Source organism: Natrialba asiatica DSM 12278, from assembly GCF_000337555.1.
GTDB lineage: Archaea > Halobacteriota > Halobacteria > Halobacteriales > Natrialbaceae > Natrialba > Natrialba asiatica.
The window spans coordinates 1-15,380 of sequence record NZ_AOIO01000039.1 but is presented as its reverse complement, the minus strand read 5'-3'; the positions used below and the strand labels follow the sequence as shown (position 1 = coordinate 15,380).

The 15,380-nt window shown below is 64.2% G+C and carries 14 protein-coding genes; 5 read left to right on the top strand and 9 right to left on the bottom strand.

The window, feature by feature from the left end; all coding sequences use genetic code 11:
- Positions 1-43 precede the first annotated feature (43 nt).
- Positions 44-1,138, bottom strand: a complete 1,095-nt coding sequence (locus C481_RS17015) for a phosphotransferase family protein (RefSeq protein ID WP_006110564.1) — start codon at positions 1,136-1,138, stop codon at positions 44-46.
- 159 nt (positions 1,139-1,297) lie between these two features.
- Between C481_RS17015 and C481_RS17010 the strand changes: the two genes are divergently transcribed.
- Positions 1,298-3,340 (top strand): AMP-dependent synthetase/ligase, encoded by a 2,043-nt coding sequence (locus C481_RS17010; protein WP_006110563.1) that lies wholly within the window; start codon positions 1,298-1,300, stop codon positions 3,338-3,340.
- 162 nt (positions 3,341-3,502) lie between these two features.
- Here C481_RS17010 and C481_RS17005 read toward each other — a convergent pair whose 3' ends face one another.
- From C481_RS17005 to C481_RS16995, 3 genes are all read right to left on the bottom strand, one after another.
- Positions 3,503-4,081 (bottom strand): hypothetical protein, encoded by a 579-nt coding sequence (locus C481_RS17005; RefSeq protein ID WP_006110562.1) that lies wholly within the window; start codon positions 4,079-4,081, stop codon positions 3,503-3,505.
- Between the two features lie 104 nt (positions 4,082-4,185).
- On the bottom strand, positions 4,186-4,785 hold the full coding sequence (locus tag C481_RS17000) for a magnesium transporter (protein WP_006110561.1): 600 nt from the start codon (positions 4,783-4,785) through the stop codon (positions 4,186-4,188).
- Positions 4,782-5,354 (bottom strand): magnesium transporter, encoded by a 573-nt coding sequence (locus C481_RS16995; protein WP_006110560.1) that lies wholly within the window; start codon positions 5,352-5,354, stop codon positions 4,782-4,784. The genes C481_RS17000 and C481_RS16995 overlap by 4 nt, the downstream gene beginning before the upstream one ends.
- A gap of 137 nt (positions 5,355-5,491) precedes the next feature.
- Here C481_RS16995 and C481_RS16990 point away from each other — a divergent pair, with 137 nt between their 5' ends.
- Positions 5,492-7,183 carry an aldehyde ferredoxin oxidoreductase family protein gene (locus tag C481_RS16990; protein WP_006110559.1) on the top strand — a complete coding sequence of 564 codons (1,692 nt, stop codon included), beginning with the start codon at positions 5,492-5,494 and terminating at the stop codon, positions 7,181-7,183.
- A 28-nt stretch (positions 7,184-7,211) separates the two neighbouring features.
- Here the strand turns inward: C481_RS16990 and C481_RS16985 are convergent, their stop codons facing one another.
- The 3 genes from C481_RS16985 to C481_RS16975 all read right to left on the bottom strand — a co-directional run bounded on the left by C481_RS16985 (position 7,212) and on the right by C481_RS16975 (position 9,995).
- Complete coding sequence (locus tag C481_RS16985; protein WP_006110558.1) at positions 7,212-7,574, bottom strand: hypothetical protein; 363 nt, start codon at positions 7,572-7,574, stop codon at positions 7,212-7,214.
- 114 nt (positions 7,575-7,688) lie between these two features.
- On the bottom strand, positions 7,689-8,684 hold the full coding sequence (locus tag C481_RS16980) for a M48 family metalloprotease (protein WP_006110557.1): 996 nt from the start codon (positions 8,682-8,684) through the stop codon (positions 7,689-7,691).
- 174 nt (positions 8,685-8,858) lie between these two features.
- Positions 8,859-9,995: a thiolase family protein gene (locus C481_RS16975; RefSeq protein WP_006110556.1), complete on the bottom strand. Its 1,137-nt coding sequence runs from the start codon at positions 9,993-9,995 to the stop codon at positions 8,859-8,861.
- 151 nt (positions 9,996-10,146) lie between these two features.
- Between C481_RS16975 and C481_RS16970 the strand changes: the two genes are divergently transcribed.
- On the top strand, positions 10,147-10,908 hold the full coding sequence (locus tag C481_RS16970; RefSeq protein WP_049904738.1) for a DUF5806 family protein: 762 nt from the start codon (positions 10,147-10,149) through the stop codon (positions 10,906-10,908).
- Between the two features lie 332 nt (positions 10,909-11,240).
- The gene (locus C481_RS16965) at positions 11,241-12,083 is read left to right on the top strand and encodes a hypothetical protein (protein ID WP_006110554.1); all 843 of its coding nucleotides are present in this window, start codon (positions 11,241-11,243) and stop codon (positions 12,081-12,083) included.
- Positions 12,084-12,294: 211 nt separating this feature from the next.
- On the opposite strand, the gene C481_RS16960 is transcribed toward C481_RS16965, so the two are convergent.
- Entirely contained in the window at positions 12,295-13,200 is a 906-nt protein-coding gene (locus C481_RS16960) for a hypothetical protein (RefSeq protein ID WP_241434705.1), read from the bottom strand.
- A 314-nt stretch (positions 13,201-13,514) separates the two neighbouring features.
- A complete protein-coding gene (locus C481_RS16955; RefSeq protein ID WP_006110552.1) occupies positions 13,515-14,219 on the bottom strand; it encodes a lipoyl protein ligase domain-containing protein in 705 nt (234 codons plus the stop codon).
- Between the two features lie 73 nt (positions 14,220-14,292).
- On the opposite strand from C481_RS16955, the gene C481_RS16950 reads away from it, so the two are divergent.
- Positions 14,293-15,243 carry a hypothetical protein gene (locus C481_RS16950; protein WP_006110551.1) on the top strand — a complete coding sequence of 317 codons (951 nt, stop codon included), beginning with the start codon at positions 14,293-14,295 and terminating at the stop codon, positions 15,241-15,243.
- Positions 15,244-15,380: the final 137 nt, after the last annotated feature.

Below are 15,380 nucleotides of genomic sequence, written 5' to 3'. Positions count from 1 at the left end.
AACCGTCCCGGGTTGCGCCGGCGAATCGGTACCGCAGACCCTATCAGTCGATGCGGGTCCGCACGTCCGCGCTGATGCGGTCCATCACCGCCGTTTCGGCTCCGTCGGGGAACTCCAGGTGGCGGAAGTCGTTCATGACCCGGACCATCGCGAGCGCCTCGTAGAGCGGTTCGGGGGCCGAAACGTCTTCAGCACGGTCCGGCGCTGTCTCCCGGTAGCCGGACAGCATCGCGTCGCGGACGAGGGGCCGCCGGTCAGAGACATCGGGAAGTCCTGCGAGAAACGCCCCGCTGTAGAGGTACACCGCGAACTCGAGGTCGAAGGCCGCCGGCACGGCGAGCGTGTACCCCCAGTCGAGCATCGCGGTGATCTCGCCCGTTTCGGGATCGATGAGGAGATTGTGGAGTCCGTGATCGTTTCGCCCCAGGACGGGATCGAACGGTCCGTCGAGTTCATCGATGGCCGTTTCGACCCACCGGCGGAGTTCGGGTGTGAGATCCGAAAATCGGGAGTCCGCGTGCCGGTCGAGTTCACGATCAGCGTAGTTGCGTAGTGCGGTTGGCCACGCTTCTCGCGGGGGTTCGACGGTCAGGGTCGCCGGATCGCCGGCAGGCTGACCGCCGACGAGTTCGGGGCCGTCGTGACGGACGTGTCCGAACCGGTCGACCGCCGAAATCGCGTGCAGTTCGGCCAGGTACTCGCCGGTTTCTCGAGCGAGTCGCCGGAGCGAGGCGTCTTCGAGTCGGCACACGCGCTCGTAGGCGACTTCCTCGCCGGACAGTGCGCGCATGAGATAAAACGGCGACGGCAGGGAGTCGTGATCGTCGACGACGCCGCAGACCGGCGGAACCGGAATCGACGTGTGAGCGTTGAGAACTGCCTGAATCCGAGACTCGGTCGGAATGCTCCACGTCTGCCCGTCAGGAGTGGCTTTCAGGTATCCCTCTCGCGTCGCGTTCCCGTCGGCACCTTCTCCGCCGGAACCGATGATGCGGTACACGGAACAAAAGCCGCGCTCGACCGCTGTTGCCTCCACGAGTTCCGGTTTCGGTTCCGGCTCCCACTCCCATTCTACGGAGCGAAGCATCTCTTCGATGGTCGATTTCGACAACTCCTGTGCCGCTTGACCGTCGCCCATACGCCAGGTTTCCGGGCTTCCGATAGAACTGTTTCGGTGGTGTGGGTTACGTACGCACACCTCGACTATCGTACGCCGCTCCTATCCTAATATCATAATAAACAGTCCTGAATTCCCTGTACTTTCAAGAGTTCCCCGCTCCTCTTGGTATAATATACCATGGATTGGCAGACCGCGGAACGCGAGTTCACGAGTCCGGTGCTGGGTATGGAACCGTTGGGAGGGATGTTCGAGGCGTCGGTCGAGCGCCATCCGAACGCGATCGCCCAGCAGTACCAGGGCGGCATCTACGATCGCAGTCTCTCCGGGACGGCGGTCGACCCCGCCCCACACGGCGACTACGAGAGCCTGACCTACGCGGAGATGGCCGAGATCGTCCGCCCGCTGGCCACCGGCTTCCGCGACCTCGGCGTCGAGGCCGGCGACCGGGTCGGTATCTTCGCCCAGACGCGCATGGAGTGGGCCCAGACCGATTTCGCGCTGCTCGCCGCGGGTGCAGTCGTGACCACCGTCTACAAGAACTCCTCGCCCGAGAAGGCACACTATCTGCTCGACGATCCCGGTGCCAGCGGCGTCGTCGTCGAGAACGCGGCCGTCCTAGAGCGGGTGCTCGCCGTCGAGGACGAACTCGAACTCGAGTTCATCGTGTCGATGGACGAGCTCGGCGGTGCGGGCGAGGACGCGGCAACGGACTGCTACACGCTCGCCGAGGTCTACGAACTGGGGGACGAGCGGTACGATCCGGATGCGTACGAGGAGTGGCTCGCAGCGCGCGACCCGGACGACCTGGCGAGCATCATCTACACGAGCGGGACGACGGGGAAGCCGAAAGGCGTCGTGCTCACCCACCGGAACTTCCGGACGAACGTCAACCAGGTCTACCGGCGCTACGGCCCGCGACCGGACAAGGACGCGGACACGCCGGTCATCGACGAGAACAGTACGCTCGTCTCGTACCTGCCGCTGGCGCACGTCTTCGAGCGGACGGCGGGGCACTTCCTGCTGTTCGCCGCAGGGGCGACCGTCGCTTACGCCGAGAGTTCGGATACGTTGAAAGAGGACTTTCGCACGGTCCGGCCGACCGGGGCGACGAGCGTCCCGCGGGTCTACGAGAAGATTTACGATGCGATTCGGGAGGAAGCCACGGAGTCCCCGATCAAGGAGCGCATTTTCGACTGGGCGACGGACGTGAGCCGAGCCTACTATCGGGCGGACGATCCCGGACCGATCCTCGAGTTCAAGCTCTCGGTCGCGGACAAACTGGTGTTCAGTAAGGTCAAGGCGGCCCTCGGCGGGAACGTCGAGATGCTGGTCAGCGGCGGCGGGTCGCTCTCCGAGGACCTCTGCACGCTCTATCACGGCATGGGACTGCCGATTTTGGAGGGATACGGGCTCACAGAAACCTCGCCCGTCGTAACGACGAATCCACCGGAGGCACCGAAGATCGGCACTGTCGGGCCGGCGGTTATCGACTGCGACGCGACCGTCGACGAGTCGATCGCGCCGGACGGCGATGCCGCCAGCACGCCCGGCGAAACTGGCGAACTCCTCGTCCGCGGACCGAACGTCACCGAGGGCTACTGGAACAAGCCGGCGGCGACCGACCGGGCCTTTACCGAGGACGCGCCGGGGGAGAGTGCAAACGACGCCGACCGAGACGGGGGCGCGTCCAGGACCGACGCGGACGACGGGTGGTTCCGCACCGGCGACATCGTCACCATCCGCCCCGACGGCTACATCGAGTTCCACGAGCGAACGAAGCAACTCGTCGTCCTCTCGACCGGCAAGAACGTCGCGCCCGCGCCGATCGAGGACACCTTCGCCGCGAACGAACTCGTCGAGCAGTGTCTGGTCGTCGGCGACGGCGAGAAATTCATCGGCGCGCTCATCGTACCGAACATCGATGCCCTCGAACGGCGTGCCGAGACCGAGGACGTTGCGCTGCCGGACGACCCGGCAGCCATCTGCGATCACGAGTGGGTCCGCGAGCGGATCGGTCGGGAGGTCGAGGCCGTCAACGAGGACTTCGAGGCCCACGAGACGATCAAGGAGTTCCGACTCGTGCCGATCGAGTTCACCGAGGAAAACGAGATGCTGACGCCGACGATGAAGAAGAAACGCCGGACGATTCTGGACGCGTTCGCCGACGAGGTGGACTCGATGTACGCCGAGGAGTCGACGGAGCAGGCTCCGGAGGCCTGATACGGACTGCTGTCAGTCGGTTCTGGAGAATCGCAACCCATCCCGCGGCGTCCTGTGGGTGCGCCGAGAAACCGGTACAGCAGACCGTCTGAAACGCAACCGCTGTTCCGTTTCGCGGATGGCGGTGACCACACGCCGAGTGGCGGCGCAATCCAGTGCTCGTTACGCGTCCGCCGAGATCGGTTCTTCGACGGTCTTCTCGTTCTCCCGGTAATCGACAATCGTGAACTCGACGGATTCGGGGTGATCCTCCCCGACTGACACGCGAACGAGAGCGGCTGGAAAGGCCAGTGCGCCATCGCCTTCGGTTGGATCGTCGCCGATCGCTGTTGCGGTTCCGGTGAACGTCCCGGGCGTTCTGTCGAGTTCGCGGACGCGGATTCCGAGGAAGTCCCGTTTCGGCCAGACCGACGTCACGCGGACGAGAAGTTCGGTGTCGAAGTTCGTTTCGTCGACGAACGCGCGACTTGAAGGCGTCTCGCCGTCGTGATCGGCAAACGAAAGCGTTCGATGGACGTCCGCGCTCGAGTCGAATACGTCGAGTTGTCCCGTGACCGCTCCGTCGAATTGCAGCGATGACCCTTGTCGAACCCCCAACTGCTGGATGTCGTACTGGATGGTCGTTTCGGCGGCTGCCGTAGACGGGTCTTCGCCGCCGGTATTCGGCAGGGACGACTGTAGGCAGCCACCGGCGATGGAGAGACCGATGCCGGCAGACGCGAGAAGATGACGGCGGTGCATGCTCGCATCTCACCACGCGTGGTAGATAATGACTGGGATGGGTGAAACAGGCGTTGTACCGTCTGCCGCCTCAGAGACCGATCGAGACCACCGCCAAGACCGCCTCAGAGAACGATCGAGACCACCGCAAAGAGGATGAGCACGCCGGTGATGTCACAGACGTTCGTGACGACGGGAATCGTCGTGTCGTCGGGGTCGTAGCCGAGCCGGTAGGAGACGTAGACCGCGGTCGTACTGACGATGACGACCCAGACGGCAAGAAGCATTCCGCTGGTGACCGTGATCACCAGCAGCGGGGCGAGTCCGAGTTCGCCACCCAGCAGGTGCCCGATAGCCCAGGAGGCGATGCCGAGCAGGACGAATACCGTCCCCGCGAGGCCGACGATCGCCCCGACTGTCGCTCGCAGATCCGGATTGGTCGGCGAGAACTCGAACGTCCCCAGGTGTAACTGCGTCGAGAGGCGGGCGCACATGATCGAGCCCAGGTTTCCGGCGGTCCCGATCATCACCGGGACCAACACGAGCAACGCGGGGTTCGTCAGTAACGCCGCTTCGAAGGTCTCGAGGACGGTTCCCGACACCATCTGCAACACCGACAGGACGGCCAAGAGCGGGACGAGCGTCGTGACGATATTCCGGATCGTCCAGTCGCCGATGTGATCTCGCCCGAGTTCGTCGCCGGCGCGGGCCTCGTCGGCGCTCACAGTAGTGCCTCCGTCACGGCGATCCCGACCAGCAGGAAGAAGACGCCGAACACGTCACCGACGGTCGTCACGACGGGGCCGATGACGTTGTCGGGGTCGAGGCCGCGGCGATAGCCCTTGAAGATCACGGGAAGCAAGACGCCGAGCATCGCGACGGCGCTCAAGAGAGCGGCGACGAAGAGGATAATCACGAGTTCGAGCAACGCAGCCTCCCGTCCCAGGGCTAGCATTACGGCCCAGGTGAGAACGGCGATAAACAGCGAGACGATCATGCCGTTCAGGAAGGATGCGATAATGGCGTTTCTGAGCCGCCCGCTCCACTCGAAATGAGGGTCGAGCAGTCCCTGGTGGAGCGCGCTCGACAGCCGCGCTCCGAGCGAGCCATAGACCCCACCGCGGGTGGCGAGAAAGGCCGGCAACAGCAACAGCAACCCGGGAACCCGGCTGATTCCCTCACGCATCGTTTCGCTGCCGAGCAGCGTGCCGGCGAACAGGCCCGCGACGAGACTGACGACGATCACTGGTAACGCCTGCCGATAGATGTCGGCGGCGGAGTCGTGGCCGGTCATTATCGAAGTCGTCCAGTGCCGATACATTAAGCGTTGGCTGATTCGACGGACTCGCCGTTCCAACGGTGATGCCCGCGTCTTCCCCGCTGACAACGTACCGGTACCGTTTTGCCACCGCACGTCCCACGGTATCGAGTATGAAGCACGTCCGGGGGCCACTGTGTACGATCGATGTCGGGGAACAGACGAGCGAAACCGAACAGATCGACGACCTCCTCGAGTCGGCAATCGGCGGCCGCGCGCTCGGGACGAAACTCGCTCACGCTCGCATCCCGTTCGACGCCGACCCGCTCGGGGCGGACAACAACCTGTACTTCGCGACCGGCCCGCTCCAGCACGCGACCATGAGCTTTACCGGCCGCATGTCCGCAACCGGCGTCTCGCCGCTGACCGACGGCCTGCTCTCCTCGAACGCCGGCGGCTTCCTCTCGCGTAACTTCACCGCAACCGGCTACAGCGCCGTCGAGATCACCGGCGCGAGCGACGACCTCGTCATCGTCCACGTCACCGACGACGGCGTCTCGTTCGAAGCCGTCCCCGAACTCGAAGAAGCGACCGTACCCGAAACCTGCGCCTACATCGACGACGAACACGGACTCGGTTCGGAGCACACCGTCGTCGTCGGTCCCGCCGGCGAGAACGAAGTTCGCTTCGCCTCGATCATGACCTCGGAAGAGCGCGCGTTCGGCCGCGGCGGCCTCGGCGCGGTGCTCGGCGCGAAGAACGTCAAGGCGATCACCTTCGACGGCGACTCCACCCGCGAGGTCGACCTCCCGTCGCTCCAGATGGAAATCCACGGCGAGGCCGCCCAGTCCGACAGCCCGATGCGCGACCAGGGGACGACCTCGGTCGCAACGTACGCGAACATGGTAGAGGCCCTGCCAACGCGGTACTTCTCCGAACTCTCCTACGAACACATCGACGACATCAGCGGCGACCGCGTCGAGGAGAAAAAGTACAAGAAAGGCACCTGCTCGGCCTGCGCGTTCGCCTGCAAGCTCCCGACGAAAGACGAGGAGACCGGCCTCGAGACCGAAGGCCCCGAGTACGAGACCCTGATGGCCTTCGGATCGAACTCCGGCGTCGACGACATCGTCGACGTGATGAAATCGAACAAGCTCTGCGACGAACTCGGCCTCGACACGATCTCGGCCGGCGACGTCGTCGCCGCCTACCTCGCCAGCGAAGACGAGTTCGGCGACGCCGACCTCATTCACGAAACCGTCGAGAAGATCGCCTACCGCGAGGGCATCGGCGACCAACTCGCAGAGGGCGTCGCCCGCTGTCACGACGAACTCGGCGTCGACAACTGGTCGGTCAAGGGTATGGAGTTCGCCGCCCACGACGGCCGCACGCTGAACGGCCAGGGCCTCGCCTTCGCGACCTCGAACCGCGGTGCCGACCACATGTACGCCGAGTTCTACCCCTACGAGTACCCGCTGGTCGACGCCGACGACGCCTTCGACAAGGCGGGACTCGAGAACAAGCCGCCGAAGCTCGTCGAACTCGAAAACATCAACGCGATCAAGGACAGCGCCGTCCTCTGTAAGTTCTCCCGGGACTTCATGACGACCGAGCGGTTCGAGACGCTACTCGACGCCGACTACGAGGAACTGCTCGCGATCGGCAGTGACGTCGTCGCCCTCGAACGCCACTTCAACAACCAGCGCGGCTTCGACCGGGCGGACGACACGCTGCCCTACGAGATCCCGGACTTCGAGCGGGGACTCGACGAGTACTACGACGAACGCGACTGGAACGACGACGGGACGGTTCCCGCGAGCGAACTCGAGACGATCGATTCGGAGACGGCACCCGCGGACGACTGAGTCGTCACGACGGTACTCCGCTATGGCACTACTCCGGCGGTGAACTCGACCGGTCGTTTTCGTCGCTATCCTCGTCGGTCCACGCGCCAGCGTCTCCCTCCGGCGTCAGTCGGTCGTCCCCGCGGGACCGAAGCGGCGTGTCGTCGGCCCGCGAGGGGTGGATATTGAAGTTGTTTCCCCGGTAGGGATCCGTTTCCGGATCGTAGTCGAGTTCACTGCGCTCGAAGAGGTAGATGAAAAAGCCAAAGAGCGGGAGCACGGCGGTGATCGCTGCCCACTTCGCGGGAGGCTCGAGCCCGACTTTCCCGGCGTCGTAGTAGGTGAACACGGTCAGCCCGACGTGCCAGGCGAGCGGAATGCCGACGACGATGGACAGGAGCAGCGGATCCATGGGAATTAGCCGACGTACGTGCTCGATGGTTGTAAATCGACTGTCGGTGCTCGCGACCGCGTTGCGTTGCTCCGTTCGATTTTGATTTTGGTCTCGATCTCGGTCTTTGCAGTCTTACTCTCGGTCCCGTTCCGATTCCAGCCCCCGTTCGCGTTCGAGCGACCGAAGCGTCTCGAGTCGGTCCTCGGTCGGCGGGTGGGTCGTAAAGAGTCGCCACTTCAGCCGGTCGAACCACCGGTACGACGGTTCGATGTCGCCCTCCGGGCCGAGGCGAATATCTCGACTCCCCGGATCGGCTTCGAGCGGCAGAATCGAGAGCGACGAAACGCTTTCGACCGCTCTGAGGTCCCGGGTCGGCGTCGCTTCGATTCGATCGTCGAGGGTGGCCAGGGCGGTTGCGAGAACCGCGGGCGATCCCGTCACTTCGGCGGCCGCGCGGTCGGCGGCGCGCTCGCGAACACGAGCGAGAACGGCCGTGATCGTTCGTCCAGCGACCCAGACGGCGTTCGAAATGAACAGCAACGGAACGATAACGATCGACGCCGCCCCCTTGCCCGCCGGTTCGGGAAGGCGCGTTCGCAATCCCGCCGCGAGCACCACCGGAACCGAAAGCGCCGTCATCACCATCGCATCCCTATTTTTCACGTGGGCGAGTTCGTGTGCGATCACCGCCTCGAGTTCATCCGCATCGAGCGCATCGATCGTGCCCGCGGAGAGCACGAGGTGAATCGCGTCCGGCCGGTAGCCGACGACCATCGCTTCGGGTGCGTGACTGTCCGAAATCGCGATCGTCGGTACGGGCACGTCGAGCATCGTTGCGACCGTCGTCGCCGTCCGGTACAGTTCCGGTTCCGCGTCGCCGTCGACCGGCGTGGCTCCCGCGAATCGTTCGACCGTCGAAACTTGGGTGAACTCGAGGGCGGCGATAGCTCCCAGTAGACAGACGCTGATCACCGACGCCGCCGTCACCGGTTTCTCGACGCCGACGATCGACAGGAGTCCGTAGAACACGCCCCAGATGCCGGCAATGAAGCCGATCAGGACGATCCCGAGCAGCGCAAGAGAGACGACCATCCGCAACTGGAGTAGTCGGCGGTTGGCCGTCGTCATCGTCGGTCGAGATCCCACCGTACAGTAGCCGGGCGGTGTCGATGGGAGAACCGATCCAGCGTATCCATATCCGAACGGAACCTGTCCGCAACAAAACGTGTGTCGGTCCGCCGCGATACTCGTTCGACAGACGAATCGGTGGTCCGAGGCGACACCCGAACGGGTTCACCCGGCTTAATTCACGTCGAACTCGATCGCTGCACCCTGGCCGAAGCCGACGCACAGCGTCGCCAGTCCGAGGCCGCCGCCGCGCTTCTGGAGTTCGTTGATCAGCGTCACCGGCAGGCGCGCACCGGAGGCGCCGAGCGGGTGGCCGATGGCGATTGCGCCGCCGTTGACGTTGAAAATCTCGGGGTCGATGCCGAGTTCGTCGCGGGAGTAGATCGACTGGCTGGCGAAGGCCTCGTTGAGTTCGACGAGGTCGTACTCGTCGATGTCGCGGCCGTTGCGCTCGAGCAGGCCCCGCGTTGCGGGGACCGGACCGATGCCCATGACGGTCGGATCGACGCCGGCGACGTTGTTCATGCCGATTTCGGCCATGATCTCGAGGTCGTGGTCCTCGGCGAATTCCTCGCTCGTGACCAGCAGGGCGGACGCACCGTCGGAGATCTGGGAGGCGTTGCCGGGCGTGACGGAGCCGTCGGACTTGAAGACGGTCGGCAGTTCGGCGAGTTTCTCGGCGGTCGTGCCGGGGCGCAGGCCCTCGTCTTCCTCGACGGTGCCGTCTTCGGTTTCGATCGGGACGATCTCGTCGTCGAAGCGTCCTTCCTCGGTGGCCTCGACGGCGCGTTGCTGGCTCTGTGCGGCGTACTCGTCCTGTTCCTCGCGGCTGACGCCGTACTCCTCGGCGACCTTCTCGGCGGTCATCCCCATCTGGAGTTCGCCCATGTTGTACAGTTCGGCCATCTTCGGGTGGACGTTCGGGGTGTTTTCGCCCATCGGGACGCGGCTCATGCTCTCGACGCCGCCGGCGATGACGGCGTCGCGGTTGCCGGCGGCGACGGCGTCCGAGGCGGAGATGACGGCCTGCATCGAGGAGGCACACCAGCGGTTGATCGTCGTCGCCGGGACGCTCTCGCCGAGTTCAGAGAGCAGCGCGATGACGCGAGCCAGGTTGTTACCCTGTTCGCCGCGCTGTTGGGCACAGCCCCACATCAGGTCGTCGACGTCCTCGCCGGAGAGGCCGGTTTCGGCCAGGATGTCGTCGATGAGCGGGACCGAGAGGTCTTCGCTGCGAAGATCGGCGTACACGCCGTCCTCTTTGCCCTGTGGTGTCCGCACGGCCTTGACTACGACTGGCGTCTGTGACATACTGTACCGAAGATCCTTAACGGACTTAAATCCGGTCGAACTCCGAAGGATGCGGATGGAGTTTATCTGGACGGCGCCGGCCCACCGGCTTCTACCGGCGGTGTCGCCGTCGAGAACAACCCTTATCTCGCGCGTCTCGGAATACACGGCTATGGACGAGGACGGACCGAACGAGCGACGAGAACTCGATCAAACGACCGCGACTGATGAGTCCGCCACCACCGCCGTGACAGCCGACGACGCAGCCGAGTCCGCATCCCGCCCCGAAACGGAATCGGAATCGGAATCCGCCGGAACCGACTCGAACTCCACCGGAACCGACCCCGCTGCAACCGACGCTTCCGAACCCGACTCGGATCCTGACGACACGTCAGCCGGCTCCATGCCAGGCGTCCCGGACACCGAACCCGAAGAAACCGACGTCCCCGACGACGTCCAGAAGTACGCCCGCTTCAAGAAAATGGACGGCGCACAGTACGACCGCGTCAACGAGTTCTTGCGCGACCGGACCTACATCACCGCCCGCGAGTGGGCCATCGCCCGCCTCTGTGCCGACTTTCGGACCGAAACCGGCGTCGAGATGACCAAGATCGGCGAGAACCTGCCCGAACTCGTGCCGTTCATGACCGACACCTACACGCCCCAGGCGGTCAACCAGGCCCGCTCGTCCTTCGAGGACAAGGTCCGCACCGCCGGAGCCACCTTCCTCTACGGCGCGATGTGCGACTTTTTCACCGCCGAGGAACTCGACGACGTGATGTACGAATCCACGGAAGTCGCGAAATTCCTGCTCGAAGTCGAAGGCGTCGACCTCTCCGTCGAAGACGAACTCGAGGCCGAAGAGCGCATCTCGAGCGTGATGCGGGAGGTTCGAGAGGCGAGCGAGGAACTGCGGGCGGAAGACGACTCGTAAACCACCGCCAAACGGCGAAAGCGATCGAGTTCATTCGGCCGACCGGTGGTGCGGTTGAAACGAGCCGGGATGTCGTGACTGTTGTGGCAACGGGAACTATCCGGACTTGATGGTAATCACCGTGGAATACTGTTTTTGCTACTGGGACGGTCAGGTAGCAAATTCGATACTATCCACTGGCGTATGAGAGTGGGACGTGCATGGCTGAATATCCCGCTGGCGGTGATCGGCACGCGCCAGCACGGCATTCCGAGGCGGAATCGACCGATCGCTCTTCGACCAGATCAATTGACGCTGGCGTCACGCGTCGACAAACATTACGTGCGGGCGGTGTGCTCGGTGCGGGGGGTCTCCTCGGTATTCTCGGGAGTAGCACCGACCGTGTTGCAGCAGCGTGTGACCGGCCGGACGACGTGATTCACCTCGACTACGACGACTACGATAGCTGGGACGATATCTACCGGCTGTCGAACGGTGACAGCGAGACGCTCGACCTCGTCACCGATCCGGTCTACTCCGAGAACACCGCGTTGCAACTGCAGGTTCGTGAGGGCAACCACTGGGGCGCGAGCATGCACTACGGCTTCGAGGACGGCCTGTTCGAACTCACCGGCCGCGTTCGATTCGGACTCGACACCGGGTGGGGAATGGACGGCCGTTACCCGGCGAACTGCCGGCTCTGGAACTGTGCAATGGCGCTCGGCGAGGGCAGCGCTGGCGGCGGTATGCCCACCGGTTCCAACGGCTGGAGTAACCGGATGTACATCACCAATCGAGATTCCGATCCCGAGGGCCCGTTTTACCTCCTCTCGCACACGTACCACCTCGATCAGAACCAGGACCACGACTTCATCATGGACGGCGAGGAGTACGCCTACGGGCAACCAGAAATCGTCCCCGGGAACTGGTACGAGTTCAAATATTACGTCTGCGTGAACACGATCACGAACGGCGTGGCGAACCCGGACGGCATCGTCCGCTACTGGCTCGATGACGAACTCGTCTACGAGCGCACGAACTTCCGGTTCACGGAGGACCACGACGACAACATCATCGACTCGAACGGGCCGGCCGGTCACTACGGCGGCCGATACGAGGCGCCCCAGAACCTCTATGCGTACTACGACGATCACTCGATGGCGTTGAACGGTCGACTCGAGTTCGGTCCCTGCTGAGACGGGCCGCCGTCGGTCAGTATCGGCGCACCCGAGACCGTCCTGCGGTCGCCCGGAAAATCGGCACAGCGGACCGTCTGAGTCGGACTTGCGGCCGGTGTCTGCCGAGTCGGTTGCCCGCGAGCAGTACGGTCGACTCGCGGACGACGTTTCCAGTTACAGTTATCGCGAGAGAGAGCGAGAGTGAGGGGGCGATCCTGATCGGGCCACGTCATTCGGCCGGATTCGGTTGCATCTCGGCCGGCGACACCGACGAAACGTGCTCGCTCGAGACGGCGTCGCCGATCGGGGCGCGGATCCGTGCGTCGTCGATGGCCTCTTCTAGCGTATAGACGGTAGTCGTTGGAATGTTACCGAACGAGCCGATCGGCTGCGTGTGCGTTTCTATTGTCACGTCGGTGAACGCGATATGGAAGTCGAGTGCGATGTGTTCGACGGACCACTCGCGGCGGATCTGTTCCATGACTTCGGAGAAGGTCGATTCGTGGGGTCGCGTTTCGGGCGTCCCCGCGAACGAAATCCCCGCTTCGAATTGGGTCGGTAAACTGTTCGGTTCGATTCCGTCGTGTGGGCCGGGGTTCTGGGTGCCGCGGTCGGCCTCCAGTTGCGGGGCAGACGTCTTCCAGAGGTGCGCCCAGGCCGGGTCCGCAACGGAGTCGGTACGCCGTCCGTTATCTCGTAGTTCGGTCGGCCCGTTCGTCGTTTCCCCGTTCTGTTTGTAAACGACACACTGCAACTGAAGGTTCCGAGCGGGACCGTTCCCTCGGTTCTGGAGCGTTACGTGGAGCGTATTTTGCTCGGCACCGACCGCTTCGAGGTCGATAATCGGTCGGTGGTTGGCCTTCAGAAAGGCCGTTTGTTGTTCCATCAGATCCGCCTGCGTCTGCTGGATCGACGCCATGAGATCCTGTATCTGGTACGTCCGCCAGAACAGGAACACGAGTATGACGGCGAAGACGATCGTGAGAATATCGGCGACGTCGATGAGAAAAAACCCGTCGGGGAGTGCTTGCGCGGGGCTCATTCTCGCTGCGAGTTCGGCCGTCCCCTCGAGGCGTCCCATCGCCCCATTCGTCTCGATTGCCCCGTTCCCCAGGTCCGTGTCAGTGTCGTGCATCGAATCATGATTCTCCGGATGCGATTCGGTGCTGTCCGGTCGCCGTGCGTTTCGTGTGGTCACTGGCAACGCTCCCCGTTCGCTGCCGCCGAAAGCGCGGTTATCGACCGTTGTATCCGCTCCCGCGTGCGAGTCGGGTCCGAACCGATCGCTGATCGCGTCTTTTAGCCATCGAATTGTAAATGTATCGGCCAACCGTCTGAAAAGACAGACTTTCGGATTATAGGTGTCCGATCGAGACCCGCCCGGCGGTCCCCGCCCCCCGCTTTCGTTTCCGGGGCCTCGTTTTCCGTCGAGTTCGCTGTTTCGACCGCCTACGTCACGGCACTGACCGTCACGTTCGCCGCGTCTTCCTCGCCGATGAGAGCATCCTCGAATCGCGCTCTGACGACGGCGGAATCGATCCGGCCGTCTGTGGCCGCGATCGTTCCGACCGAGTCGGGATCGAACGCCACGTCGAGTTCGTCATAGACCGCATCGAGGACGGCTGCGAGTTCATCGCGGTTATCGACGAGGACGATGCCGGCAGTGACCGCCGCGTCCTGCCGGACCCGTTGGGCGAGCCCGACGAGCTTTTGCAGTGAGCCGCCCGCCGCTCGCGTCGAAACCGAGTGCGAGCCGGGACAGAACGCGTTCGACGGTTCGCCGCGGACCGTCTCGCAGTCCAGTTCCGAGAGCGCGCGCTCGACGGCTGCGGTGAGCCGTTCGTAGCGCTCGTCGGTCCCCTGCCGGAAGTCCGCAACGGGGTCGGCGCGAGCGAAGGCGAGCGTCGTCTCGCCGTCGTAGGCGACCGCTCGGCCCCCGACGTCCCGCTCGACCGATGGAAAGCCGTGTTCGTCCGCGAGTTCGCGAGCGCGGTCGTATCCCTCCAGCCGACGATCCCGGCGGCCGAAGGCGGCCTGCCGGTGGGGCGTCCAAACGCGAACCGCGGATTCGCCGTCGGCCGCGATATCGAGCAGACGTGTTGTCACCTGCCGATCCGCGTCGATCGTCTCGGCGCGACCACGGAGCACTCGCATACACAGCCCGTTCGTGTCGACGCACCTAAACAGTCCCGCTGCACAGACGAACGTGACCAGGTGAACTCGGCCGATGGCCGCCACAACTTCCGTTACACTCCCCGAATCGGTACTCGCCCAGTACGCTCGCTTCTCGCTCTATAACTCGCCGTATCCCGCACACGACGCCGGCTGTGCGATCGACCTCTACCCCGAGCCACCCTGCGACGGCCGGACGACCATCGCGCCGAGTCCCGTCTCCGGGACCGTCCGCGAGACGCGAACCGTCCGCGCACCGCAGCAACCCTACGCCGTCGAGCACGACCACCTCATCCTGATCGACTGTGAGGGCCCCGACGATTGCGCCGGATTGACCGCTCGGCTCCTCCACGTCGACCCGACGGTCGCGGCCGGCGACCGCGTCGACCGCGGCGACTCGCTCGGTGAACTCGTCCGCGCCGGGTTCTTCGCCCCGTGGGTCGACAACCACCTCCACGTCGGCTTTCGCAGCCCCGAACAGAACCCCTATCGCGCATCGGGGTCGCTGCCGCTCGAACTCGGCGTCGATCCGCAACCGCTCGACTGGGACGGCACGGGGACGGTCGTCGCAACCGGCGACACCGACGCTATCCTCGACGCGCCGGCACACCCGAACCCGGGTGCCGAGTTCGCCGGCGTTCACGCCGACAGCGGTGAGCCGAACAGTTCGAGCCGGTCCTCGTCGGAGCGCCACTCCGACGGTGGCGGCGTCCTCGACGGCGGCCTGCCGCACTACGACGGCGGCGGACTCCTCGCGAGTTCAGGTGCAGGGCCAGCCGCGGCCGAACTCGTCTCGCTAAACGGGGACCGGCTCGGCGTCCGCTCCGGTGACGATGGACGATCAATCGCGTGGGACGACGTGACCGTCACGGCGAACGGGGAGCCGATAACGGGGCTGTCGCTGTTCTGTGCGCGCGATTCGGACTTCGGTGTGAAACTCATCTGTCCGGAACGAGCGTTCGAGATCGGCGACGCAGTGCAGGTTCGCGTTCGACCGGAACGGTAAGCGACGCGATCGCTCGTTTCCCTGCGGAAGCAGTTCGCTACCGAGCGATCGAAATAGTTGCCACGAGACGAACACCAAAGCGCAGTCATCAAGACAGTTGGTGACAGCTGTCTCTTATACACATCTCTGAGCGGGCT

Coding starts and splice junctions, on each gene's coding strand:
- C481_RS17015 (WP_006110564.1), bottom strand. CDS start 1,138: ATGGGCGACGGTCAAGCGGCACAGGAGTTGTCGAAATCGACCATCGAA.
- C481_RS17010 (WP_006110563.1), top strand. CDS start 1,298: ATGGATTGGCAGACCGCGGAACGCGAGTTCACGAGTCCGGTGCTGGGT.
- C481_RS17005 (WP_006110562.1), bottom strand. CDS start 4,081: ATGCACCGCCGTCATCTTCTCGCGTCTGCCGGCATCGGTCTCTCCATC.
- C481_RS16995 (WP_006110560.1), bottom strand. CDS start 5,354: ATGACCGGCCACGACTCCGCCGCCGACATCTATCGGCAGGCGTTACCA.
- C481_RS16990 (WP_006110559.1), top strand. CDS start 5,492: ATGAAGCACGTCCGGGGGCCACTGTGTACGATCGATGTCGGGGAACAG.
- C481_RS16985 (WP_006110558.1), bottom strand. CDS start 7,574: ATGGATCCGCTGCTCCTGTCCATCGTCGTCGGCATTCCGCTCGCCTGG.
- C481_RS16980 (WP_006110557.1), bottom strand. CDS start 8,684: ATGACGACGGCCAACCGCCGACTACTCCAGTTGCGGATGGTCGTCTCT.
- C481_RS16975 (WP_006110556.1), bottom strand. CDS start 9,995: ATGTCACAGACGCCAGTCGTAGTCAAGGCCGTGCGGACACCACAGGGC.
- C481_RS16970 (WP_049904738.1), top strand. CDS start 10,147: ATGGACGAGGACGGACCGAACGAGCGACGAGAACTCGATCAAACGACC.
- C481_RS16960 (WP_241434705.1), bottom strand. CDS start 13,200: ATGCACGACACTGACACGGACCTGGGGAACGGGGCAATCGAGACGAAT.
- C481_RS16955 (WP_006110552.1), bottom strand. CDS start 14,219: ATGCGAGTGCTCCGTGGTCGCGCCGAGACGATCGACGCGGATCGGCAG.
- C481_RS16950 (WP_006110551.1), top strand. CDS start 14,293: ATGGCCGCCACAACTTCCGTTACACTCCCCGAATCGGTACTCGCCCAG.